Consider the following 23,052-nt stretch of genomic DNA (forward strand, 5'->3'; position numbering starts at 1 on the left):
TGCCGGGCCCCCCGGCCGACTGGGAGGAGGCGGCCGTGGCCGTGAACACGCGGCGAGTCAAGTCCGTCGAGGACTCCATCCGCGACACCGACGAGCCCGAACACCGGCTCAAGAAGAACCTCTCGGGGCTGGACCTCACCGTCTTCGGCGTCGGGGTCATCATCGGCACCGGCATCTTCGTGCTCACCGGACTCGTCGCCCGCGACCAGGCCGGCCCCGCGGTCGCGATCTCCTTCGTGATCGCCGGCGTGGTCTGCGGGCTGGCCGCGCTCTGCTACGCCGAGTTCGCCTCGACCGTGCCGGTGGCCGGGTCGGCCTACACGTTCTCGTACGCGACCTTCGGCGAGTTCGTCGCCTGGATCATCGGCTGGGACCTCGTCCTCGAACTGGCCCTCGGTGCGGCCACCGTGTCGGTCGGCTGGTCGGGCTACCTCAACCAGTTGCTGGGGGACATCGGGGTCGCCCTGCCGGCGTCGATCGCCGGGGAGACGGCGGTCTTCAACATCCCCGCGATCCTCATCGCCCTGGCGATGACCGCCGTCCTCATCCTCGGGATCAAGCTGTCCTCGCGGGTCACCGCCGTCATCGTCGCGATCAAGCTGGCGGTCGTCGCGCTGGTCATCGTCGTCGGCCTCTTCTACATCAACGCGGACAACTACTCCCCGTTCGTGCCGCCGGCCGAGCCGGCGGCGGAGGGTGCCAGCGGGCTGCGCAGCCCGCTGGTCCAGCTGCTCGGCTTCGACCAGGGGACGTTCGGCTGGGGTGGAGTGCTGGCCGGCGCGGCGATCGTGTTCTTCGCCTTCATCGGGTTCGACATCGTCGCGACCGCCGCCGAGGAGACCCGCGACCCCAAGCGGGACATGCCCCGCGGCATCCTCGGCTCGCTGGCCATCTGCACCGCGCTGTACGTGGCGGTCTCCCTGGTCGTCGTCGGCATGCAGAACTACACGGAGCTGTCCGCCGACGCTCCGTTGGCCGAGGCGTTCGCGGCCAACGGGCTCACGGTCTTCTCCAGCATCATCTCGATCGGGGCGCTGGCCGGGCTGACCTCGGTCGTGATGATCCTGCTGCTCGGCCAGTCGCGGGTGCTGTTCGCGATGAGCCGCGACCACCTGCTGCCCCCGACGCTGGCCAAGGTGCACCCGCGGTACGGGACGCCCTACAAGATCACGATCGCGACCGGCGTGGTGGTCGCCCTCCTCGCGGGGTTGATCCCGCTGTCGGCGCTCGCCGAGCTGGTCAACATCGGCACGCTCTTCGCGTTCCTGCTGGTGTCCATCGGGGTCTGGTGGCTCCGACGCGAGCGGCCGGACCTGCACCGCTCCTTCCGGGTGCCGATGATCAACGTCCTGCCGTGGGTGTCGGCGGCGGCCTCCCTGTGGCTGATGCTCAACCTGCCCGTCGACACCTGGCTGCGCTTCCTCGTCTGGATGGTGATCGGCGTCGCCGTGTACTTCGGCTACGGCCGCAGGCGCAGCCGCATGGCGACCGGGGAGCGGCGCCCCGCCGGCGAACGGACCTGACTCCCCCGGAGGGGTGAGGCCCCTCCCCGCGGGCGTACAGCGGGCCGTGGCCCGCGCCGACCCGACCGGTGACCGTCGTCCCCGGCCAGGGAGAGCAACCCCGTGGCGAGCAGCGTCCTCGACCCCAGAACCACCGTCGCGCCCGCGGCGCCCGGACGGCGCCGTCCGCCGGTGACCGTCGTGGCCGCCGCCGCGGTGGCCGCCGTGGAGGCCGTGGCGCTGGTCGCCGGCGCGCTCACCGGCCTCGACGGCCTGCTGCTCTCCCCGCTGCGGCCCTCCGGACTCGTCGTCGTGGTCGTCCTGCTGGGCCTGGCCGGCTGGGTGGTCCTGTGCGCCGGCAGCGGCGTCCTGCTCGCCGACGGCTCGGGTCGACGCCTCTACACGGGGGTGGCCACCACCGAGGTCGGGCTGGTCGCCGTCCTGCTGGGGCTCAGCCTCGGGACGCCGCTCCTGGACGGGCTGCCCGCCTCCCTCCCGGTGCCGGCCCTGGTCCTGATGGCCCTCGGCGTCCCGGTGGGCAAGCTGCTGCTCGCCGGCGCCCCCACGGCGGTGGCCTGGGTGGCCGCCGGGCCGCGCGCCGCCAAGCGACCGCCGGAGCCGGCACCGGCCCACCCCGGCCTGCGCACCGCCACCGTCGCCGTGATCGGCCTGGTCCTGGTGGCGATCACCCTCCTCACCCCGACGCCGCAGGCGACGACCGACAGCGCGACGACGGCGGGCACCAGCCAGCCCTGAGCCGGGTGGACGGCGCTCCGTACTGTTGACACGCGAGCGAGCTCGCGAGCTCGCGCGGGGGCACAGCAGTGTCACGAGCGCGGCCGACGAGCGCCAGCGAGGAGGAAGCGTGAGTGATCGGCACATCCTGACCGCCGTGGCCTGGCCCTACGCCAACGGTCCGCGGCACATCGGCCACGTCTCCGGCTTCGGTGTCCCCTCGGACGTCTTCAGCCGCTACCACCGGATGGTGGGTGACCGGGTGCTGATGGTCAGCGGCACCGACGAGCACGGGACGCCGATCACCGTCGCCGCCGACGCCGAGGGCGTTCCGCCGCGGGAGATCGCCGACCGGAACAACCGGATCATCGTCGGCGACCTGCAGTCGCTCGGGCTCTCCTACGACCTGTTCACCCGGACGACGACGGCCAACCACGCGGCGATCAGCCAGGAGATCTTCCTCGGGCTGCTCAAGAACGGGTACGTCTTCCCCAAGACGACCCTCGGCGCGATCAGCCCGTCGACCGGGCGCACCCTGCCCGACCGCTACATCGAGGGCACCTGTCCGATCTGCGGGTACGACGGCGCCCGCGGCGACCAGTGCGACAACTGCGGCAACCAGCTCGACCCGGTCGACCTCATCAACCCGAAGAGCCGGATCAACGGCGAGACGCCGAAGTTCGTCGAGGAGGAGCACTACTTCCTCGACCTGCCGGCGTTCACCAAGGCGCTGGGCGACTGGCTGGACAGCCGCACCGGGTGGCGGCCCAACGTCCTGAACTTCGCCAAGAACCTGCTGCCCGACCTCAAGCCGCGCAGCTACACGCGCGACATCGACTGGGGCGTCCCCGTGCCGCTCGACGGCTGGCGCGATCGCCCCGACAAGCGCATCTACGTGTGGTTCGACGCCGTCGTTGGCTACCTGTCGGCGTCCATCGAGTGGGCCCGGCGGTCGGGGGACGACGACGCGTGGCGGCAGTGGTGGCAGACGCCGGACTCCGACGCCTACTACTTCATGGGCAAGGACAACATCGTCTTCCACGCCGAGATCTGGCCCGCCCAGCTGCTCGGCTACGACGGCGAGGGCGACAAGGGCGGCACGCCGGGCTCGCTGGGCCGGCTCAACCTGCCGACCGAGGTGGTCTCCAGCGAGTTCCTCACCATGGAGGGGCGGAAGTTCTCCTCCTCCCGGCAGGTCGTCATCTACGTGCGGGACTTCCTCGCCCGGTACGACGCCGACGCGCTGCGCTACTTCATCGCCGCCGCCGGCCCGGAGACCCAGGACACCGACTTCACCTGGTCGGAGTTCCGCCGCCGCAACAACGACGAGCTGGTCGCCGGCTGGGGCAACCTGGTCAACCGCTCGGTCTCGATGGCGGCCAAGAACGTCGGCGCCGTCCCGACGCCCGGCGAGCTCACCGACGCCGACCGTGTGCTGCTGGCCACCACGCAGGGCGCGTTCGGTCCGATCGGTGAGCTGCTGTCCCGGAACCGGCAGAAGGCCGCCGCCGCCGAGGCGATGCGGGTGGTCGGCGAGGCGAACAAGTACCTGTCCGACCAGGCGCCGTGGAAGCTCAAGGAGGACCCGGCCCGCCGGGACACCGTCCTGCACACCGCACTGCAGGCGGTCAGCGACTGCAACGCGCTGCTCACCCCGTTCCTCCCGCACTCGGCGCAGCGGATCCACGAGCTGCTCGGCGGCACCGGCGTGTGGTCGCCGGCCCCGCGGATCGACGAGGTCACCGACCTGGACGACGGCTCGCCCTACCCGGTCATCACCGGCGACTACGCGTCGGCGCAGGCGGTCTGGGCGTCCCGGCCGCTGCAGCCGGGGACGCCGCTGTCGCCGCCCACCCCGGTGTTCAAGAAGCTCGACGAGTCGATCGTCGAGGAGGAGCTGGCGCGGCTGGAGGGGAACGCCCCGTGAGTCGCTCGGCCGCCTCGCGGGCCAACCGGCGGGGCGAGCCGCCACCGTCCCCGGAGCCGCTGCCGTCGCCGGCGGTCGACAGCCACACCCACCTCGACATCGTGCTGGGCGAGCGCCCGGCCGACGGGCACGGGGAGTGGGCCACCGACGAGCAGGTGGACGCCGAGATCGCCGCCGCTGTGGCCGTCGGCGTCCCCCGGCTCGTGCAGGTCGGGGTGGACGTCGGCTCCTCGCGGTGGTCGGCCGACCTCGCCGCCCGGCACCCGAACGTGCTCGCGGCCGTCGCCCTGCACCCGAACGAGGCCGGCGCCGGTGCGGCCACCGACGAGGCCCTGGCCGAGATCGACCGGCTGGCCGCGCTGCCGCGGGTGCGCGCGGTGGGGGAGACCGGGCTGGACCGCTTCCGCACCGGGCCCGAGGGCTGGGCCGCGCAGGAGGCGTCGTTCCGGGCGCACATCCGGATCGCCAAGAGGCGCGGGGTCGCGCTGGTCATCCACGACCGCGACGCGCACGAGGGGATCCTGCGCGTGCTCGAGGACGAGGGCGCCCCGGAGCACACCGTCTTCCACTGCTTCTCCGGGGACGCCGACTTCGCCAAGGCCTGCGTGGAGCGGGGACACGTCCTCTCCTTCGCCGGCACGCTGACCTTCGGCAACGCCGGCTACCTGCGCGATGCCGCGGCCCTCACCCCCCTCGACCAGCTGCTGGTGGAGACCGACTCCCCGTTCCTCACGCCGATGCCGCACCGCGGCCGGCCCAACGCCTCGCGGCTGGTCCCGCTGACCGTCCGGGTGCTGGCCGAGGTCACCGGGGTGGAGCTGCCCGAGCTCTGCGCGGCGCTGACGGCCAACGCCGAGCGCATGTTCGGCCGCTGGGAGGACGGCGCGCCCGCCCCGCGGTGAGTTCGGTGGGGACGGCCCTCCCGCTCCCAGGAGAACAGTGGACACTGTGTCCGTGGGCCGCCTCATCGCCGTCGTGCTGTTCATCGCCGTGCTGGTCCCGGGCGTCCTGCTCGCACGCGCCTGGGCGCTGGCCGCCGGCCGCCGCGCCGTGGCCGCCGCCGCCGTGGACTTCGCCACTCCCACGCCGGAGGGCGTCGCCACGCTGCAGCGCCAGGCGCAGCACGGCCGGCGCATCCGCGCGCTCGGCTGGCTGCTCGGACTGGTCGGCATCGGCGTGAGCATCGTGCTGTTCGCCGAGGCGTCGGTCTTCCTGTGGGCGCCGGCGCTGGTGATCGGCCTGCTGGTGGGCGTCGTCCTCGCCGAGGTGACCCGCCCGCGGCCCCGCTGGCGGGTCAGCTCCCCGGCGCGGCGGCCGCGCCGCTCCGAGCAGATCTCCCCGCTGCTGGTCTGGACCACGCGGGCGGTGGTCGCCGCCGTGGTGCTGACGACCGTGCTGATGTGGCGGAACGACAACCTGCCCGACTCCGTCGGCTGGGTCGCCCTGGTCGTCCCGCTGCTGACCTGGCTGCTGGCCGAGGTGGCGCTGCTCCGGACGATCGTCCGCCCGCTGCCGGCGGAGGGCGCCGACGTCCCGGTCGACGAGGCGCTGCGCACCTGGACGGCGCACCTGGTGACCGCCGCGACCAGCGTGCTCGCGCTGCTGCCGCTGGGGACCCTGCTGCTCACCGCCGGCATCGACCTGGGCGACCGGGTCACCGAGGGCGTCGACCTGCTCCCCGTGGCGCTCGTGGCGGGCGGGTTCGCGGGCCTGGCCGCGGGGCTCGCGGTCGCCGTCTTCCTGATCACCTGGCTGCGGCCGGTGCGCCTGCGGGACCGCGCGCTCGCGGGCTGAGGGGCACCGGGGCACTCCGCGCCTCCGCGACCGGTCCCCACGGGCGTGGCCGGCTGCCCCGCGAGACGCCGCCCACACCGTGAACTTGGTCACCCCGACGACCCCACGGTGCGCACCCGTCCCACCCGCCTCACGCGGCACGTCGTGCACCCAGCGTGTCGGCGTGCCCACATGTCGCTACGACCGCCCGGTGGTTGACTGCTCTCGCTCCGTCATCGACGGTGCACCAGTCGTTATCGTGTCGTGACCAGCCGGGGTGGGGACCGACCCGGGCGGCGTCGGACCGACCGGGAGCCCCCCTCCTGATCGGCGGCCGCCCGCGGTGCGGGACGGTCCTCTGCCCGGGTCCCGTGACCCCTGGAAGTGTCGTGCCCCGATCGCTGAAGCTCGCCCTCTTCGCCCTCGTCCTGCTCGGACTGGTGGGCGGATCCGTGGCCTACCACGCCGCCCAGAAGTCCCTGACGCTGACCGTCGACGGGCAGGCGCGCGAGGTGAGCACCTACGCCGACACCGTCGGTGAGGTCCTCGAGGAGGAGGGGCTGCAGACCCAGGCGCACGACGTCGTCCTCCCCGACGCCGCGGCGACCGTGGCCGACGGCGACACCGTCGTCGTCACCCGGGCCCGGCCGCTGGAGCTCACCGTGGACGGTGTCGAGAGCGAGGTCTACGTGACCGCGCTGTCGGTCGACGAGGCGCTCGACCAGCTGGGCTACCGCGCCGAGGACCTGCAGGTCTCCGCCAGCCGCAGCGAGCGCCTGCCGCTCGACGGCATGGAGCTGTCGATCACCACGCCCAAGGACGTCACCCTCGTCGTCGACGGCCAGCAGCGGGTCGTGACCACGACCGCGGCTACCGCCGCCGACCTGCTCGCCGAGCAGGACGTGACCCTCGGCGAGACCGACCGCACCAGCGTCTACCCCGAGCAGGCGCTGATGGACCGGATGCGGGTGCAGGTCTTCCGCGTCCAGGTCAGCGAGGTCACCGAGACCACCGCCGTCCCGCACGAGACGGTCGAGACCGACGACCCCGAGGCCTTCGAGGGCGAGCGCACCGTCACCAAGCCGGGCGAGGACGGCGAGCAGGTCACCACCTTCCGGGTCACCGTCACCGACGGCGTCGAGACCGCCCGCGAGCAGGTGTCCACCGCCGTCACCCGCGAGCCGGTCGCCGAGGAGGTCACGGTCGGCACCAAGGAGCGCCCGGCAGCGTCGGGCAGCATCCCCGCCACCGCCGACGGGCTGAACTGGGCCGCGCTGGCGCAGTGCGAGTCCGGCGGTCGGGTGGACGCGGTGAGCTCCACGGGCACGTACCGTGGCCTCTACCAGTTCTCGCGGTCGACCTGGGCCGCCGTGGGCGGTTCGGGCGACCCGGCCGCGGCGTCGGCCGAGGAGCAGACCCGCCGGGCGCAGATCCTGTACGAGCGCTCCGGCGCCGGTCAGTGGCCGCACTGCGGACCCCGCCTCTTCAGCTGATCGGACCGACCTGAGCACACCGCCTGAGCAGACCGACGGGCTGCTGGGCCCGGCCGCCATCCGCGACCTGGCCCAGCAGCTCGAGCTGCGTCCCACCAAGACGCTCGGGCAGAACTTCCTGCACGACGCCAACACCATCCGGCGGATCGTGCGCACCGCCGAGCTGACCGCCGAGGACGTCGTCCTGGAGGTCGGCCCCGGACTCGGCTCGCTCACCCTCGGGCTGCTCCCGGTGGCCGCGCACGTGACCGCTGTCGAGATCGACCCCCGGCTGGCGGCCCGGCTGCCGCGGACGGTGGCCGAGCGGCTGCCGTCGCTGGCCGACCGGCTGACCGTCGTCGAGGCCGACGCGCTGCGGGTCCGCGAGCTGCCCGGCCCGACTCCCACGGCGCTGGTCGCCAACCTGCCGTACAACGTGGCGGTGCCCGTCCTGCTGAACCTGCTCGAGCTGCTGCCCACGCTGCGCCGCGCCCTGGTGCTGGTCCAGGCCGAGGTCGCCGAGCGGCTGGCCGCCGCCCCCGGGTCGGCCGCCTACGGCGTGCCGTCGGTCAAGGCCGCCTGGTACGGCGAGGTCCGGCGCGCGGGGAACGTCGGACGCCGGGTGTTCTGGCCCGAGCCCAACGTCGACTCCGGGCTGGTCTCGCTGGTGCGCCGGCCCCCGCCGCCGGGTGACCGGGCCGCCACCTTCGCCGTCGTCGACGCCGCCTTCGCCACCCGCCGCAAGGGGCTGCGTGCGGCGCTGACGCGCTGGGCCGGCAGCCCCGCGGCCGCCGAGGCCCGGCTGCGCGCGGCGGGCATCGACCCGGCGACCCGCGGCGAGCAGCTGTCGGTCGGCGACTTCACCCGGCTGGCCGCCACCGAGCCGGGGGAGCCGGCATGAGCTGGTCCTCACCCGGCGGGCCGGGACGGCTGGCCGGTGACGGCGCGGTCGTGGCGCGGGCGCCGGCCAAGGTCAACGTGCACCTCGGCGTCGGCCCCCTGCGGCCCGACGGGTTCCACGAGCTGCGCACCGTCTACCTCGCGGTCTCGCTGTTCGACACGGTGACCGTGCGCCCGGGCAGGGGCCTCACCGTCACCGTGACCGGGGAGGGGACGGCGGGGGCCGAGGCGGTCCCCACCGACCGGCGCAACCTCGTGTGGCGTGCCGCCGAGCTCCTGGCCGAGCGCGCCGGGGTGCCGGCCGACGCCGCCATCGCCATCGACAAGGCGATCCCGGCCGCGGCGGGGCTGGCCGGGGGCAGCGCGGACGCCGCGGCCGCCCTGGTCGCCCTCGACGCGCTGTGGGGCACCCACGCCACCCGCGGCGAGCTCGCCGCGCTGGCCGCGCAGCTGGGCAGCGACGTCCCGTTCAGCCTGCACGGCGGGGTGGCCCTCGGCTCCGGGCACGGCGAGCAGCTCTCCCCGGTGCTCGCGCGGCAGCGCTGGGACTGGGTGCTGGGCATCGCCGGCGAGGGGCTGTCCACCCCGGCGGTCTACGCGGAGCTGGACCGGCTGCGGGCCGAGGGCCGGGTCCCCGACGGGGAGGACCTCGACCCCGTCGAGCCGGTCATCGCGGCACTGCGCAGCGGCCCGACGCCCACGCTGGCCGCCGCGCTCGCCAACGACCTCCAGCCGGCCGCGCTGTCGCTGCGGCCGGCGCTGCGCCGCGGGTTGCGCGCGGCCACCGATGCCGGCGCGGCGGGGGCGATCGTCAGCGGGTCGGGCCCGACGATCGCCGCCCTGACCGAGGACCAGGAGGCGGCGGTGCGCCTGGCCGCCGTCCTGGCCGGTGAGGGGGTCTACCGCACGGTGCGGGCGGTGCACGGCCCGGTGTCCGGAGCCCGGCTCGTCGGCTGACGCGGGCCCCTGCACGGGGGCCACGGGGTCGCCCGGTCGGGTGGCCGCCGCCGGGCGGGCGGCCGGTGCCGGGACGGAGGGGGCACCCTAGTCTCCAGGGGGACGCCGACCGGCGTCCGTGCCGCCGGGGCACCGGCGACACCGCAGTGGGGGATGGGGTAATCGGCAGCCCGCCGGCCTTTGGAGCCGGGAAGTCTCGGTTCGAGTCCGAGTCCCCCAGCGATGCAGCCCCGAGGTCTGTGCACCTCGACACTCCAGGCACGAGGAGATCCGTGACCGTTCCACCCGCACCGTCCGTCGCCGCCGTCGTGGTCCTGGCCGCCGGACAGGGCACCCGCATGAAGTCGTCGACGCCGAAGGTGCTGCACACCCTGTGCGGGCGCAGCATGCTCGGGCACGTGCTGGCCGCGGCCGAGCCGCTGTCGGCTGCGCACACCGTCGTGGTCGTCGGCGCGGGCCGGGAGCAGGTCGAGGAGCACCTCGCCACGCTCGCGCCCGCCGCGCGGCCGGTGTTCCAGGCCGAGCAGCGCGGGTCCGGGCACGCCGCCGCCGTCGCGCTGGACGCCGTCCCGGAGGTCGACGGGCCGGTGCTCATCGTCAACGGCGACGCGCCCCTGCTGCGGACGGAGACCATCACCGCGCTGGTCGACGAGCACCGCGGCGCGGGCAACGTGCTGACCGTCCTCACCGCCGAGGTCGACGACCCCACCGGGCTCGGCCGGATCGTCCGGGACGCCGACGGCGCGGTGACCGCCATCGTGGAGCAGCGCGACGCGACCGACGAGCAGCGCGCGATCCGGGAGATCAACGCCGGCGTCTACGTGGGCGACGCCGCGGCTCTCCGCCGGGCCCTCGGTGGGCTGGGGGAGGACAACGACCAGGGTGAGCAGTACCTCACCGACGTCCTGGGCCTGCTCGTCGCCGAGGGCGCCCGGGTCGGCGGCGCCCGCGCGGAGGACCCCGTCGACGTCCTGGGCTGCAACGACCGCCGTGAGCTCGCCGCCCGGCGGCGCACCCTCAACGACCGGGTGCTCGACGACCTGATGCGCTCCGGCGTCACCGTCGTCGACCCGGCGACCACCTGGGTCGACGTCACCGTCAGCGTCGAGCCCGACGCGGTTCTCGAGCCGGGCGTGCAACTGCAGGGGAGCACCTCCGTCGCATCCGGCGCGGTCGTCGGCCCGGACAGCACGCTGCGCGACACCGCGGTGGGGGAGGGCGCCAGTGTCGTGCGGTCGCACGTCCTCGGGGCGGTCGTCGGCCCGGAGGCCACCGTCGGGCCGTTCAGCTACCTGCGGCCCGGCACCCGCCTGGGCGCGGGCTCCAAGGTCGGCGCCTTCGTGGAGACCAAGAACGTGCAGCTCGGCCAGGGGTCCAAGGTGCCGCACCTGTCCTACGTCGGTGACGCCACCATCGGCCGGGGCGCGAACATCGGCGCCGCGACGGTGTTCGTCAACTACGACGGCGTGGCCAAGCACCACACGACGGTCGGGGACCACGTGCGCATCGGCTCCGACACCATGCTCGTCGCTCCGGTCACCGTGGGGGACGGCGCCTACACCGCGGCGGGGTCGGTGATCACCGCCGACGTCCCGCCGGGGACGATGGCCGTCGCGCGGGCGCGTCAGCGCAATGTGGGAGGCTGGGTGCAGCGGCGGCGTCCGGGGACGGCCGCCGCCAAGGCCGCCGAGGCGGCCGGGGATGCAGGGGCCGAGGCAGCGCCCGACACTGGGACGACGGGGTCCGAGTAGAGCGGCGACCGGCGACGAACTTCGACCACAGGGGTAGCTGAGCCGATGAGCGCCATCCGGCAGACACCGAGCAAGAGCCTGATGCTGTTCTCCGGCCGGGCCTACCCGGCGTTGGCCGACGAGATCGCCGGGCACCTCGGGGTGACCCCGACGCCGACGGCGGCTTACGAGTTCGCCAACGGTGAGCTGTTCGTGCGCTTCGAGGAGTCGGTACGCGGCTGCGACGCCTTCGTGGTGCAGAGCCACACGGCGCCGCTCAACACGTGGCTCATGGAGCAGCTGATCATGGTGGACGCCCTCAAGCGGGCGTCGGCCAAGCGGATCACCGTCGTCGCCCCGTTCTTCCCCTACGCCCGTCAGGACAAGAAGCACCGCGGCCGCGAGCCCATCTCCGCCCGCCTGGTCGCCGACCTGTTCAAGACCGCCGGCGCCGACCGGCTGATGACCGTCGACCTGCACACCGCCCAGATCCAGGGCTTCTTCGACGGCCCGGTCGACCACCTGTTCGCCCTCGACCTGCTGGTGTCGCACGTCTGCGAGCGGTGGGGCGACCGGGACATCACCGTCGTCTCGCCCGACTCCGGCCGGGTGCGCGTCGCCGAGCGGTGGACCGACAAGCTCGGCGGGGTCCCGCTGGCCTTCATCCACAAGACCCGCGACCCGATGCGCCCCAACGAGGTCGTCGCCAACCGTGTCGTCGGCGAGGTCGAGGGCCGGGTCTGCATCCTGGTCGACGACATGATCGACACCGGCGGCACCATCGTGAAGGCCGCCGAGACGCTGTTCGACGCCGGCGCGGCCGACGTCATCGTCACCGCGACCCACGGCGTGCTGTCCGGCCCCGCGGTGGACCGGCTGAAGAACAGCCGGGTCAGCGAGGTCATCGTCACGAACACGCTGCCCATCGAGCCGGCCCGCCAGTTCGACAAGCTCACCGTGCTCTCCATCGCCCCGCTGCTGGCCCGGGCGATCAAGGAGGTCTTCGAGGACGGCTCGGTGACGAGCCTCTTCGACGGCGCCAGTTGATCGACGGTCCGCCGAGAGGGGGCCCGGAGGGCTCCCCGAGGCGGGCCGTGGGCCCAGCTCCGCGCAGCGGGTCCGGCGGAACGGGGGCCCGCAGGGTCCCCCGACGCCGGACGGGTGGGGCTCAGCGCCGCAGGGGTACGGCACCTGGCCGCGGTCACCCGGCGGAGCCGGGTAACATGACACAGCCCGGCGAGGGAGCGGTTCGTCCGTCTCCGTGATCGACGTGCGTGTGCCTCCCGAGGTGTGCCGCGCCGTGTGCCGGCCGCAGACCCGATCCACCTCCCGAGGAGCACACCACCGTGGCTGACTTCCGCCTCGTCGCCGAGGCCCGCACCGAGTTCGGCAAGGGCAGCGCCCGCCGTACCCGCCGGGCCGGCCGCATCCCCGCCGTCCTGTACGGGCACGGCCAGGACGTCGTGCACCTGTCCCTGCCGGCCCGCGAGTTCGCCGCGGCGCTGCGCAACGGCGGCCACAACGCCCTCATCACCGTCGTCCTCGACGGCAAGGAGCAGCTGGCCCTCACCAAGTCCGTGCAGCGCGACCCGCTGACCCGCGTCCACGAGCACGTCGACCTGCTGGTCGTGAGCCGCGGTGAGAAGGTCACCGTCGACGTGCCCGTGCACGTCGTCGGCGACGCCGCTCCCGAGACCCTGGTCAGCATCGAGCTGAACACCGTCTCGCTCGAGGCCGAGGCCACCCACATCCCCGAGACCGTCGAGGTCGACGTCACCGGCCGCGAGGCCGGCCACGGCGTGACGGTCGCGGAGCTCTCCCTGCCGGCCGGCGCCACCGTCCACGGCGACCCCGAGGCGCTGGTCGTCAACGTCATGGCCGCCCCGACCGCCGAGGCCCTCGAGGCCGAGCTCGCCGAGGCCGAGGCCGAGGCCGGCATCGAGCGCGAGGAGTCCGCTCCGGCCGAGGCGGGCACCGGCGAGGGCGACGTCGTCCCCGAGCCGGTCGACCAGGGCAGCGGGGAGTCCATGGACTCCGCCGAGAAGTCCGCAGAGAACTGAGTCCTGCGCTGACCGACAGCACGACCCGCAGGGGCGCCGGCGATGCCGGCGCCCCTGCGGCCGTGTCCGAGGGACCCTTCCTCGTCGTCGGGCTGGGCAACCCGGGCCCGTCCTACGCCGGGAACCGGCACAACGTCGGCGCGATGGTCCTCGACGAGCTGGCCGCCCGGGCCGGGGTGAAGCTCAGCCCGGGCAAGGGCAAGCGCGCGCGGACGCTGATCGGCGAGGGTCGGGTGGCCGGACGCCGGGTCGTGCTGGCCCGGCCCACGAGCTACATGAACGAGTCCGGCGGCCCCGTGCGCGGCCTGCTCGACTACCACTCCATCCCGGCCACCGACCTCGTCGTCCTGCACGACGAGCTGGACATCCCGTTCGCCAGCGTGCGGCTCAAGCGCGGCGGCGGCGAGGGCGGGCACAACGGGCTGCGGTCGATCACCCGGTCCACCGGCACCAAGGACTACCTCCGGGTGCGCGTCGGCATCGGCCGCCCGCCCGGCCGGCAGGACCCCGCCGACTTCGTCCTCAAGGACTTCTCCTCGACCGAGCGCAAGGAGCTCGACCTGCTCCTCGCCGAGGCGGCCGACGCGACCGAGGAGCTCCTGGTCCGCGGCCTCGAGGCGGCGCAGAACGTCGTCCACCCCCGGAGCTGACCCGGGCACCCCAACCGGTGACGGGGTGACGCCGCGTCCTCCCGATCGAGTGAATGCTCACTCTCCGCATTGACCCGTCTGTGACGCCCTGTGATGGTGACGGGGTCGCCGAGCGTCGCGACGGGGGAAAAGTGCTGATGGCAGACTCATCGGCTCCCTCGTCCGCCTGACCCCGGCTACACACCGTCACGCGTGTTCGGGGGAAACCGTGCTGCTGGACCACTCCAGGATCCGTCTCGGGACGGCGCTGCGTGCGCCCGCTGCCGAAGCCGCGGTGCCGAGCCGGCCACGGGCCGGCGCGCCGGCGTGGGCCGGCCGGTACTCGCTCGCGCTCATCGTGTTCGAGGTGCTGGCCGCCGCGGTGGCCGGGACGACGGTGCTCGTCACGCCCCCCGGCGGCATCGCGCCCACGACGTCCATGTTCTGGGCCGCCCTGACGCTCGTCGTCGTCTGGCCGGTGCTCCTGCAGGCGACCGGCGCGCACTCGGAGCGGGTGTTCGGCACCGGCAGCGACGAGTACCGCGCCGTCGGCAAGGCCGGCTTCGTGCTGCTGGCCGTCGCGGGCTTCCTGTCCTACGCCGCCGCCCTCGACCTCAGCCGGGCGCTGGTCGTCGTCGCCGTCCCGGCGCTCACCCTGGCCACCCTCCTCGGCCGCTGGGCCGCCCGCTGCAGCCTGCGCGCCCTGCGGGCCCGCGGGCTGTGCACCAAGCGCGTGGTCGTCGTCGGCCGCGGCTCGGCCGTCCTCGAGCTGGTGAGCCGGGTGCGCCGCGAGCAGTTCGCGGGCATGGACGTCGTGGCCGCCTGCGTCACCCCCGACGACCGCGACCGCGTCGCCGAGACCGCCGGCGTCCCCGTCGGCGCCCTGGACGAGGTCGTCGCGCTGGCCGGCCGGCTCGGCGCGGACACCATCGCGGTCACCTCGGCCAGCGAGACCGCCGCCCAGTACCTCCGCCAGCTGTCGTGGCAGCTGGAGGGGACCGGCATCGAGCTGCTCGTCGCCCCGGGCCTGATCGAGGTCGCCGGGCCGCGGCTGCACATCCGCCCCCTGGAGGGGCTGCCCCTCCTCTCGGTCGAGCAGCCGCGGTTCGAGGGCTGGCGCCGCGTGGTCAAGGGTGGCCTGGACCGTGCCGCCGCTGCGTTCGCCCTGGTCCTGCTGGCCCCGGTGCTCCTCGCCATCGCGGCCGCGATCAAGCTGACCAGCCCGGGCCCCGTCCTCTACCGCCAGGAGCGGGTGGGCGTGAACGGCCAGGCGTTCACCATGCTGAAGTTCCGCAGCATGGTCGTCGACGCCGACCGCCAGGTGGACGTGCTGCAGGCCCAGAACATCTCCGATGGCCTGCTGTTCAAGATGCGGGTCGACCCGCGGGTCACCCCGGTGGGCCGGCTGCTGCGCCGGCTCTCGCTCGACGAGCTGCCGCAGCTGTTCAACGTGCTCGGCGGGTCCATGTCGCTGGTGGGGCCGCGCCCGCCGCTGCCCGGTGAGGTGGCCCGCTACGACACCTCGGTGCACCGCCGGCTGCTGGTCAAGCCGGGGCTGACCGGCCTGTGGCAGGTGTCCGGCCGCAGCGACCTCCCGTGGGAGGAGGCCGTCCGCCTGGACCTCCGCTACGTCGAGAACTGGTCGCTGGCGATGGACCTGCTCATCCTCGCCAAGACGGTGCGCGCCGTCCTCAGCCGTTCCGGCGCCTACTGAAGAAGGACCCCTCGAAGGGCCCCCTGAAGGACCCCTCGAAGGACCCCTCGAAGGACCCCGTCCTCCTCACCCCTCGCACGCTCGGGGTGAGGCTCGGGACGGGGCCGTCGACCCCTCGCACGCTCGGGGTGGGCCTCGGGACGGGGCCGTCGACCCCTCGCACGCTCGGGGCGGGCCTCGGGACGGGGCCGACGGTGCCCTGGGAGGGGCCGCCCGCACGTGACTCGTGCGGGTGAGGGCGTCCGCCCTGCACTCCCGTCGGCGGCCTCCACCGCCGAACCTCACCAGGAGAGATCGCACGAGCACGCCCTGTGCGCCGTGCCGTGCTGCTCGGACGCCGAGGAACGGAGACCCCGTGGACCGCTTGAGCATCGCCCTCGTGGGCACGCGTGGTGTCCCCGCCCGCTACGGCGGCTTCGAGACCGCCGTCGAGGAGGTCGGCCGCCGGCTGGCCGACCGGGGACACCGCGTCGTCGTCTACTGCCGCACCGTGCCCGGTGCCGAGGAGCCGCCGCCGGCGGAGCACCTGGGCATGGAGCTCGTGCACCTGCCCGCCGCGCGCAAGCGCTCGCTGGAGACGCTGAGCCACACCGCGCTGTCGGTGCGGCACGTGCTCACCCACCGGACCGACGCCGCGATCGTCTTCAACGCCGCCAACTCGCCGCTGCTGCCGGCCCTGCGCGCCGCCCGGATCCCGGTCGCCACGCACGTGGACGGCCTGGAGTGGAAGCGGGCCAAGTGGGGCCCGGTCGGCCGCCGCTACTACCGGGTCGCGGAGGCGCTCGCCGTCCGCTGGTCCGACGCGCTCATCGCCGACGCCCAGGGCATCGCCGACTACTACCGAGACGCGTTCGCCGCGCCCACCACGCTGCTCTCCTACGGCGCGCCGCTCATCGAGCCCGGGTCCGACCGGCTCGCCGAGCTCGACCTGGAGCCGCGCGGGTACCACCTCGTGGTCGCCCGCTTCGAGCCGGAGAACCACGTCGACGTCATCGTCGAGGGGTACGCCGCCAGCGCCGCGCGCGAGCCGCTGGTCGTGGTCGGGTCCGCGCCCTACGCCGACGAGTACACCCGCCGCGTGCACGCCCTCGCCGACGGGCGGGTGCGCTTCCTCGGCGGCGTCTGGGACCAGGAGCTGCTCGACCAGCTCTACGCGAACTGCTGCACCTACCTGCACGGCCACTCGGTCGGCGGCACCAACCCCTCGCTGCTGCGCGCCATCGGCGCCGGCGCGGCGGTCACCGCCTTCGACGTCGACTTCAACCGTGAGGTCGTGGCCGACACCGGCCGCTTCTTCCTCACGCCCGCCGACGTCGCGCGCGAGGTGGTGGCGGTGGAGGCCGACCCGGAGGGGACGGTCCGCGCCGGGGAGCGGGCCCGCGAGCTGGCCCGCGGCTACGACTGGGACGACGTCGCCGCCGGCTACGAGGAGCTGGCCCGCGCGCTGGCCGCGCGGCGGTTCCCTCGGCGCCGGCCCTCCGGCCGCCGTCGTCCGACGGCCGCCGACCGGCCGGTCACCCACCGCGCTCCGCTGCCGGCCGACGTCGTGCGGGTGCCCGCACCCGCCACCCCCCCGGTGGCCGAGCAGCTGCCGGCGGGGCAGCAGTGACCGCCACCGTCGAGCGCCCCGCCGCCCCGGCCGGCGAGAGCCTGCGGGCCACCGTCGCCCGGCTGTCGGCCGCGCAGAAGGGCGCCGCGGGTGCGCCCGCGTACTCGCGCTTCGTCAACCGCAGGCTCGGCCGGTTGTTCGCCGCGGTGGCCTTCCACGCCGGGCTCACCCCGAACGCGGTGACCGGCATCAGCGCCGCGTTCACCGCCACCGGGATCGCGCTGCTCGTCCTCGTCCCACCGTCCTGGCTCGCCGGGACGGCGGTCACGGCCTGCCTGCTGATCGGGTACGCGCTCGACTCCGCGGACGGGCAACTCGCCCGGCTGCGCGGCGGCGGCTCGCCGGCGGGGGAGTGGCTCGACCACATGGTGGACGCGGTCAAGCTGCTGAGCCTCCACCTCGCCGTCCTGGTGGGGCTCTTCCGGTTCGAGGCCGTCGAGACCAGCGCGCTGCTGCTCGTCCCGATCGGCTACTGCATCGCCGACGGCGCGCTCTTCTTCGCGATGATGCTGAACGAGGCGCTGCGTGCCCAGCACGGCGTCGCCACCCGCGCCCAGCCCTCCGGCCCGGCCCCCGGGCTCCGGCGGTCGCTGGTGAACCTCCCGACCGACTACGGGGTGCTCTGCCTGTCGTTCCTGCTGCTGGGCGCGCCGACGGTCTTCCTGGCCGGCTACGGCGTGCTCCTCCTCGCGACGGCGGCGCACCTGGGGCTGGGATCGGTCACGTGGTATCGAGAGATGGGCAGGTTGCCGCGATGAGTTCTCCTGACGACAGCCGGCCGGCGCCGTTCCGCCGGCGCAGGGTGATCGGTGGTGCGGTCGCGGCGCTGGTCGCGCTGGCCGTGGTCCTCCTGGGGCTGGCCCTGCGCGGTGGCGACGGAGCCGGCAACGTGGCGGCGGCCGGGACGGCGACGTCGGCCCCCGCCGGCACGAGCAGCTCCGCCGCACCCGGTTCCGCGACACCTCCGGAGGAGCCCGCGCCGGGGACGCCGGAGCAGGCCGCGCCGACCGGCGACGCCTCCGAGCTGCCACCCGCTCTGCCGGCGGTCGCACTCGACGAGGAGGCCTCCGGCGCGGACGGGGTCAGCGCGCAGGTGGTGTCCCTCGAGGCGATCGACGGGACCGCGCAGGGTCCGGGCAACATCGCCGGAGCCGCGCTGCGTGCCACCGTGCGCCTGGAGAACGGGACCGACGAGCCCTTGGCGCTGGACCTCGTGGTCGTCAACCTGACCCACGGCACGGACGGCACGCCGGCCTCGCCGCTGCAGGACGCCTCCCGCGTCCCGTTCACGGGCACGCTGGCGCCCGGCGAGGCGGCCGAGGGCGTGTACGTCTTCACCGTGCCGGCGGACGCCCGCGACGTCGTGACGCTCACCGTCGGCTACCGGGCCGGCGCTCCGTTCCTGGTCTTCACCGGGGCCGCTGGCTGACCTCTCGCACTCCACAGCTCCACCTGCAGGGCCCCGGCGGACGCCGGGGCCCTGCAGGCGTTGGGGAGATCGGCTCGGGCCTCACCCAGAGTGATGAACTACTGAGAGTGCTCGTCGCTGAGCTGGGCTTCGTCACCGGTTCGGGGGATCGCAGGCTCCTTCTCGTCACGCTTAGTGTCCGCCTGCTGGTCCGTGGAGGCCGGCGAATCGTGATGGCACGAGCGGGGGAATTCGCATGTCTGCACTATTGGCCGCCTGGGGGAAGTCCCTCCTGGCCGGCCTCGTCAGCCTCCTGGTGGGGGTCGGCACGGTGACACTGTCGGCACCGGCGCTGGCCGACACCGCGCCGCTGGACCCGGCGAACCCGGCCACCCCGGCGACCGTGACCGCCGACCCGCTGCCCACCGTCCAGATCAACGGTGTCGCGTGGTCGCAGGCCGTCGTCGGCAACACCGTCTACGTCGCGGGCAGCTTCACCCGCGCCCGCCCGGCGGGTGCCGCACCCGGCACGCAGGAGGTGGTGCGGAACAACCTGCTGGCCTACGACATCCGCACCGGCCAGCTGGTCACCTCCTTCGCGCCCAGCCTCGACGCCCAGGCGCTGGCCGTGACCGCCTCGCCCGACGGGTCCCGCATCTACGTGGGTGGTGACTTCACCCGGGCCGACGGCCAAACCCGCTCCGGCATGGCCGCCTACAGCACGGCGACCGGGCAGCTGATCAGCACCTTCCGGCCGGCCTTCAACAGCCGGGTGACCGCGCTGGCCGCCACCAACGACAAGGTGTACGCCGGCGGCTGGTTCACCGCGGTCGGTGGGACGGCTCGCAAGAACATCGCGGCGGTGGCCGCCAGCAACGGCGCCCTGCAGACGTGGTACCCGAAGCTGGGTGCCGGGGCCGTCACGCCGCCCAGCACCGAGGTCATGGCCCTGACGGTGACCGGCGGCGGCAGCCAGGTGGTCCTCGGTGGCCGGTTCGGCACCATCAACGGGACCGCCGCGGTCGGGGTCGGCGCGGTGGACGCCGCGTCCGGTGCGACCAAGTCGTTCGCGGTGAACCAGGTGGTCACCAACCAGGGTGGGAACTCCGCCGTCTACAGCCTCACCAACGACGGCACCTCCGTGTACGGGACCGCCTACAACTACAACGGCCCCGGCAACCTCGAGGGCTCGTTCAAGGTCACCGCGAACGGCGGGCAGGTCCAGTGGATCAACGACTGCCGTGGTGACACGTACTCGAGCTTCCCGTCGAACGGTGTGCTCTACATGGCCACGCACGCCCACGACTGCAGCACCATCGGGGGCTACCCGGAGCAGAACCCGCGGGTCAACCAGTTCGGCACCGCGGTGAGCCTGGCCGCCACCGGCACGGTCGGGAACCGCTCGGCGAAGCTCACCGGCAAGCCCGCTCCGTCGCTGCTGCCGTGGTTCCCGACCTTCTACGCCGGCACCTACACCGGTCAGTTCCAGGCCGGCTGGAGCGTCACCGGCAACAGCCAGTACGTCGTCTACGGCGGTGAGTTCCCCGGCGTGAACGGCAGCGAGCAGCAGGGCCTGGTCCGCTTCGCCGTCCCGGCCCTCGCGCCGAACAAGGTGGGCCCGCGCGCGACCGGCACCTTCACCCCGACCGTCAGCGCGGTCATCGGCGCCGTGCGTGTGTCGTGGAAGGCCGTGCACGACCGGGACAACGAGCACCTCACCTACCGGGTGTACCGGGACGACGCGGACTCCGCGCCGGTCTGCGAGGTCACCCGGCCGTCGCGGTGGTGGGACCTGCCCACCTACGCCTGCTCGGACACCGGGGCCGCCGCCGGCTCGCACCGGTACCTGGTCGTGGCCGGCGACGCGGCCGGCAACGAGCTGGCCTCCAGCTGGGCCACCGCCACGGTGGGCGCCGCCAACAGCAGCCCCTCGGGGCCGTACGCCGCCCTGGTCGCTGCCGACGGCGCGGGCGCGCACTGGTCGCTCGGTGAGACGTCCGGCCCGACCGCCTACGACCGGGTCGGCACCCTGGACACGACCATCAACTCCGGGGTCACCCGCGACCAGGGCGGCGCCATCGCCGGTGACGAGGGCACCGCGTTCGCCTTCAACGGCTCCTCCACCGGTTTCCTGTCCACCACCACCGCGGTCACCGGCCCGAACGTCTTCTCGGTGGAGGCGTGGTTCCAGACGACCTCGACGGCCGGCGGCAAGATCGTCGGGATGGGGGACAGTGCGACCGGCACCAGCTTCCTGCACGACCGCGAAGTGTTCATGGACACCGCCGGGCGGATCGGGTTCGGGGTGTACCTGGGTGGACAGAAGATCGTCCGCAGCACTGCCGCCTACAACGACGGTCAGTGGCACCACGCGGTCGGGACGGTGAGCCCGCAGGGGCTGACGCTGTACGTGGACGGGGTCCAGGTCGGCACCCGCGCCGACGGCAACAGCGGCCGGAAGCTCACCGGCTACTGGCGGATCGGCGGCGACACGGTGTGGAGCGGCAACGGCAGCAACTGGTTCGCCGGTCGCATCGACGAGGTCGCCGTGTACCCCACCGCGCTGACCGCCGAGCAGGTGGCCGAGCACAACACGGTGGCGCGCACCGGCCAGGTGCCCAACACCGCGCCGACGGCGGCCTTCACCTCGTCGGTGGCGGACCTGACGGTGTCGGTGGACGGGGCGGCGTCGGCCGACGCCGACGGCCGGGTGGCCTCCCACGCGTGGGAGTTCGGCGACGGCGGCACCGGCACGGGTGCGACCGCGTCGCACACCTACGCGGCGGCGGGTACCTACACCGTGCGCCTGACGGTCACCGACGACCGGGGTGCCACGAGCACCGTCACCCGGGACGTCACGGTCTCCGCGCCGGCGCCGCAGCCGGAGCCGGAGCCGCAGCCGCAGCCGGGGAACGGCGCGCTGGCCGCCGACGCCTTCGAGCGGACCGTGGCCTCCGGCTGGGGCACCGCCGACCGCGGCGGGGCCTGGACGACGAACGGCGCGACGTCGGTCGCCGGCGGGACCGGTCAGCTGACCGGCGCCCCCCGCCAGAGCGCCGACGCCCTGCTCCGTGAGGTGTCCGCGCTGGACACCGGCGTCCAGGCGGAGCTGGTGCTCCCCGAGGTGGCGACCGGCGGCGGCACGTACGTCAGCCTGGCCACCCGCACCGTGGGCACGAGCGACTACCGCGTGCTGCTGCGGTACCGCTCTGACCGCCAGGTCGAGGTCATGCTCGCCCGGTACGTCAACGACGTGGAGACGATCCTGGCCGGGACGACGCTGCCGGGCGGGTACACGGCGGGGCAGTCGCTGACGGTGCGGTTCGACGCCGAGGGCACCGGGACGACGACGCTGCGGGCCAAGCTGTGGGCGACCGGGACCGCCGAGCCCGCGGGCTGGCTGGTGACCGAGACCGACAGCACGGCGGCCCTGCAGCGGCCGGGCGCGCTCTACCTGTACGAGTACGTCTCGGGCAGCGCCACGCGGGCCTCCACGGTCCGGGTCGACGACCTGTGGGTCGGGGCCGCCGGCACCGCTCCGGGCCAGCCGGACCAGGAGCCCGGTACCCCGGTCGACCCTGCTCCGGCCAACCAGGCGCCGACGGCGTCGTTCACCGCCACCCCGGCCGACCTGACGGTCGCGGTCGACGGCTCGGCTTCGGCCGACGCCGACGGCCGGGTCGCCTCCCACGCGTGGGACTTCGGTGACGGGTCCACGGGCACCGGGGCGACCGCGTCGCACACCTACGCGGCGGCGGGCTCCTACACCGTGCGCCTGACGGTGAGCGACGACGACGGGGCGACCGGGACGGCCACCCGCACGGTGGTCGTGACCGCTCCGGCTCCGCAGCCGGAGCCCCAGCCCGAGCCGCAGCCCCAGCCCGAGCCGCAGCCCCAGCCCGAGCCGCAGCCGGACACTGCGCTGGCCAGCGACGCCTTCGGCCGGGAGGTGTCCTCCGGCTGGGGGGCCGCCGACCGTGGCGGGGCCTGGACGACGACGGGCACCGCGTCGGTCACCGGTGGTGCCGGCCAGCTGACCGCCACCGCCGCGCGGGAGGCCTCGGCGCTGCTCGGGGACCTCTCGGAGACCGACGTGGCCGTGCAGGCGACGCTCACCCTGCCGCAGCTGGCAACGGGTGGGGGTACCTACGTCAGCCTGGCCACGCGCCACGTGGGCACGACCGACCACCGGGTCACGCTGCGGTACCGCTCCGACGGCCAGGTCGAGGTCATGCTGACCCGGTCGGTCGACGACACCGACACGATCCTGGCCGGGACGACGCTGCCCACCAGGTACACGGCGGGGCAGTCGCTGACGGTGCGGTTCGAGACGGAGGGCACCGGGACGACGACGCTGCGGGCCAAGCTGTGGGCGACCGGGACCGCCGAGCCCGCGGGCTGGCTGCTGACGGGGACCGACAGCACGGCGGCCCTGCAGCGGCCGGGCGCGCTCTACCTGTACGAGTACGTCTCGGGCAGCGCCACGCGGGCCTCCACGGTCCGGGTCGACGACCTGTGGGCAGGTCCCGTCGGGACCGCGCCGCAGGCCGGCTGACCACCCCAACTCGGGTGAGCGGCGCCGGCACAGCCGTGCCGGCGCCGTACCCGGACCGTGATCATCCCAGGGTGACCGTCG

17 protein-coding genes and 1 tRNA gene are annotated in these 23,052 nt (G+C 74.3%); all 18 read left to right on the forward strand.

Features of this window, described 5'->3' with window-relative positions; translation table 11 throughout:
- Positions 1-41: 41 nt before the first annotated feature.
- The 18 genes from ACI782_RS01415 to ACI782_RS01500 all read left to right on the forward strand — a co-directional run bounded on the left by ACI782_RS01415 (position 42) and on the right by ACI782_RS01500 (position 22,971).
- Complete coding sequence (locus ACI782_RS01415; protein ID WP_456905320.1) at positions 42-1,523, forward strand: amino acid permease; 1,482 nt, start codon at positions 42-44, stop codon at positions 1,521-1,523.
- A 102-nt stretch (positions 1,524-1,625) separates the two neighbouring features.
- Positions 1,626-2,258 (forward strand): hypothetical protein, encoded by a 633-nt coding sequence (locus ACI782_RS01420; protein WP_456905322.1) that lies wholly within the window; start codon positions 1,626-1,628, stop codon positions 2,256-2,258.
- Positions 2,259-2,367: 109 nt separating this feature from the next.
- Positions 2,368-4,164 carry a methionine--tRNA ligase gene (metG, locus tag ACI782_RS01425; RefSeq protein WP_456905324.1) on the forward strand — a complete coding sequence of 599 codons (1,797 nt, stop codon included), beginning with the start codon at positions 2,368-2,370 and terminating at the stop codon, positions 4,162-4,164.
- Complete coding sequence (locus tag ACI782_RS01430; RefSeq protein WP_456905326.1) at positions 4,161-5,066, forward strand: TatD family hydrolase; 906 nt, start codon at positions 4,161-4,163, stop codon at positions 5,064-5,066. The genes metG and ACI782_RS01430 overlap by 4 nt, the downstream gene beginning before the upstream one ends.
- A 37-nt stretch (positions 5,067-5,103) precedes the next feature.
- Positions 5,104-5,958: a hypothetical protein gene (locus ACI782_RS01435; protein ID WP_456905328.1), complete on the forward strand. Its 855-nt coding sequence runs from the start codon at positions 5,104-5,106 to the stop codon at positions 5,956-5,958.
- A gap of 368 nt (positions 5,959-6,326) precedes the next feature.
- Complete coding sequence (locus ACI782_RS01440) at positions 6,327-7,430, forward strand: ubiquitin-like domain-containing protein (RefSeq protein WP_456905330.1); 1,104 nt, start codon at positions 6,327-6,329, stop codon at positions 7,428-7,430.
- A 148-nt stretch (positions 7,431-7,578) separates the two neighbouring features.
- Positions 7,579-8,310, forward strand: a complete 732-nt coding sequence (rsmA, locus tag ACI782_RS01445; RefSeq protein WP_456905332.1) for a 16S rRNA (adenine(1518)-N(6)/adenine(1519)-N(6))-dimethyltransferase RsmA — start codon at positions 7,579-7,581, stop codon at positions 8,308-8,310.
- Positions 8,307-9,266 (forward strand): 4-(cytidine 5'-diphospho)-2-C-methyl-D-erythritol kinase, encoded by a 960-nt coding sequence (locus tag ACI782_RS01450; RefSeq protein ID WP_456905334.1) that lies wholly within the window; start codon positions 8,307-8,309, stop codon positions 9,264-9,266. The genes rsmA and ACI782_RS01450 overlap by 4 nt, the downstream gene beginning before the upstream one ends.
- Positions 9,267-9,413: 147 nt before the next feature.
- Positions 9,414-9,486 (forward strand) — tRNA-Gln (locus tag ACI782_RS01455).
- 52 nt (positions 9,487-9,538) lie between these two features.
- A complete protein-coding gene (gene glmU, locus ACI782_RS01460) occupies positions 9,539-11,017 on the forward strand; it encodes a bifunctional UDP-N-acetylglucosamine diphosphorylase/glucosamine-1-phosphate N-acetyltransferase GlmU (RefSeq protein WP_456905336.1) in 1,479 nt (492 codons plus the stop codon).
- A gap of 45 nt (positions 11,018-11,062) precedes the next feature.
- Positions 11,063-12,043 (forward strand): ribose-phosphate diphosphokinase, encoded by a 981-nt coding sequence (locus ACI782_RS01465; RefSeq protein ID WP_456905338.1) that lies wholly within the window; start codon positions 11,063-11,065, stop codon positions 12,041-12,043.
- A gap of 299 nt (positions 12,044-12,342) precedes the next feature.
- Positions 12,343-13,056 carry a 50S ribosomal protein L25/general stress protein Ctc gene (locus ACI782_RS01470; protein ID WP_456905340.1) on the forward strand — a complete coding sequence of 238 codons (714 nt, stop codon included), beginning with the start codon at positions 12,343-12,345 and terminating at the stop codon, positions 13,054-13,056.
- Between the two features lie 62 nt (positions 13,057-13,118).
- Entirely contained in the window at positions 13,119-13,706 is a 588-nt protein-coding gene (gene pth, locus ACI782_RS01475) for an aminoacyl-tRNA hydrolase (RefSeq protein ID WP_456905342.1), read from the forward strand.
- Between the two features lie 274 nt (positions 13,707-13,980).
- Positions 13,981-15,399, forward strand: coding sequence for a sugar transferase (locus tag ACI782_RS01480; protein WP_456905344.1), 1,419 nt, complete (start codon positions 13,981-13,983; stop codon positions 15,397-15,399).
- Between the two features lie 355 nt (positions 15,400-15,754).
- Complete coding sequence (locus ACI782_RS01485) at positions 15,755-17,008, forward strand: DUF1972 domain-containing protein (protein WP_456905346.1); 1,254 nt, start codon at positions 15,755-15,757, stop codon at positions 17,006-17,008.
- On the forward strand, positions 17,005-17,766 hold the full coding sequence (locus tag ACI782_RS01490) for a CDP-alcohol phosphatidyltransferase family protein (protein WP_456905348.1): 762 nt from the start codon (positions 17,005-17,007) through the stop codon (positions 17,764-17,766). The genes ACI782_RS01485 and ACI782_RS01490 overlap by 4 nt, the downstream gene beginning before the upstream one ends.
- Positions 17,763-18,437 (forward strand): hypothetical protein, encoded by a 675-nt coding sequence (locus ACI782_RS01495; RefSeq protein WP_456905349.1) that lies wholly within the window; start codon positions 17,763-17,765, stop codon positions 18,435-18,437. Before ACI782_RS01490 ends, ACI782_RS01495 begins: the two co-directional genes overlap by 4 nt.
- A gap of 235 nt (positions 18,438-18,672) precedes the next feature.
- Positions 18,673-22,971, forward strand: a complete 4,299-nt coding sequence (locus tag ACI782_RS01500; protein WP_456905351.1) for a PKD domain-containing protein — start codon at positions 18,673-18,675, stop codon at positions 22,969-22,971.
- The last annotated feature ends 81 nt before the right edge of the window (positions 22,972-23,052 follow it).

The sequence above is a fragment of the Geodermatophilus sp. SYSU D00703 genome, from assembly GCF_054050155.1.

What these genes read in the sequence shown, in the direction of transcription:
- ACI782_RS01450 (WP_456905334.1), top strand. Translation starts at nt 8,307, where the DNA reads ATGAGCTGGTCCTCACCCGGCGGGCCGGGACGGCTGGCCGGTGACGGC.
- ACI782_RS01500 (WP_456905351.1), top strand. Translation starts at nt 18,673, where the DNA reads ATGTCTGCACTATTGGCCGCCTGGGGGAAGTCCCTCCTGGCCGGCCTC.
- ACI782_RS01495 (WP_456905349.1), top strand. Translation starts at nt 17,763, where the DNA reads ATGAGTTCTCCTGACGACAGCCGGCCGGCGCCGTTCCGCCGGCGCAGG.
- ACI782_RS01465 (WP_456905338.1), top strand. Translation starts at nt 11,063, where the DNA reads ATGAGCGCCATCCGGCAGACACCGAGCAAGAGCCTGATGCTGTTCTCC.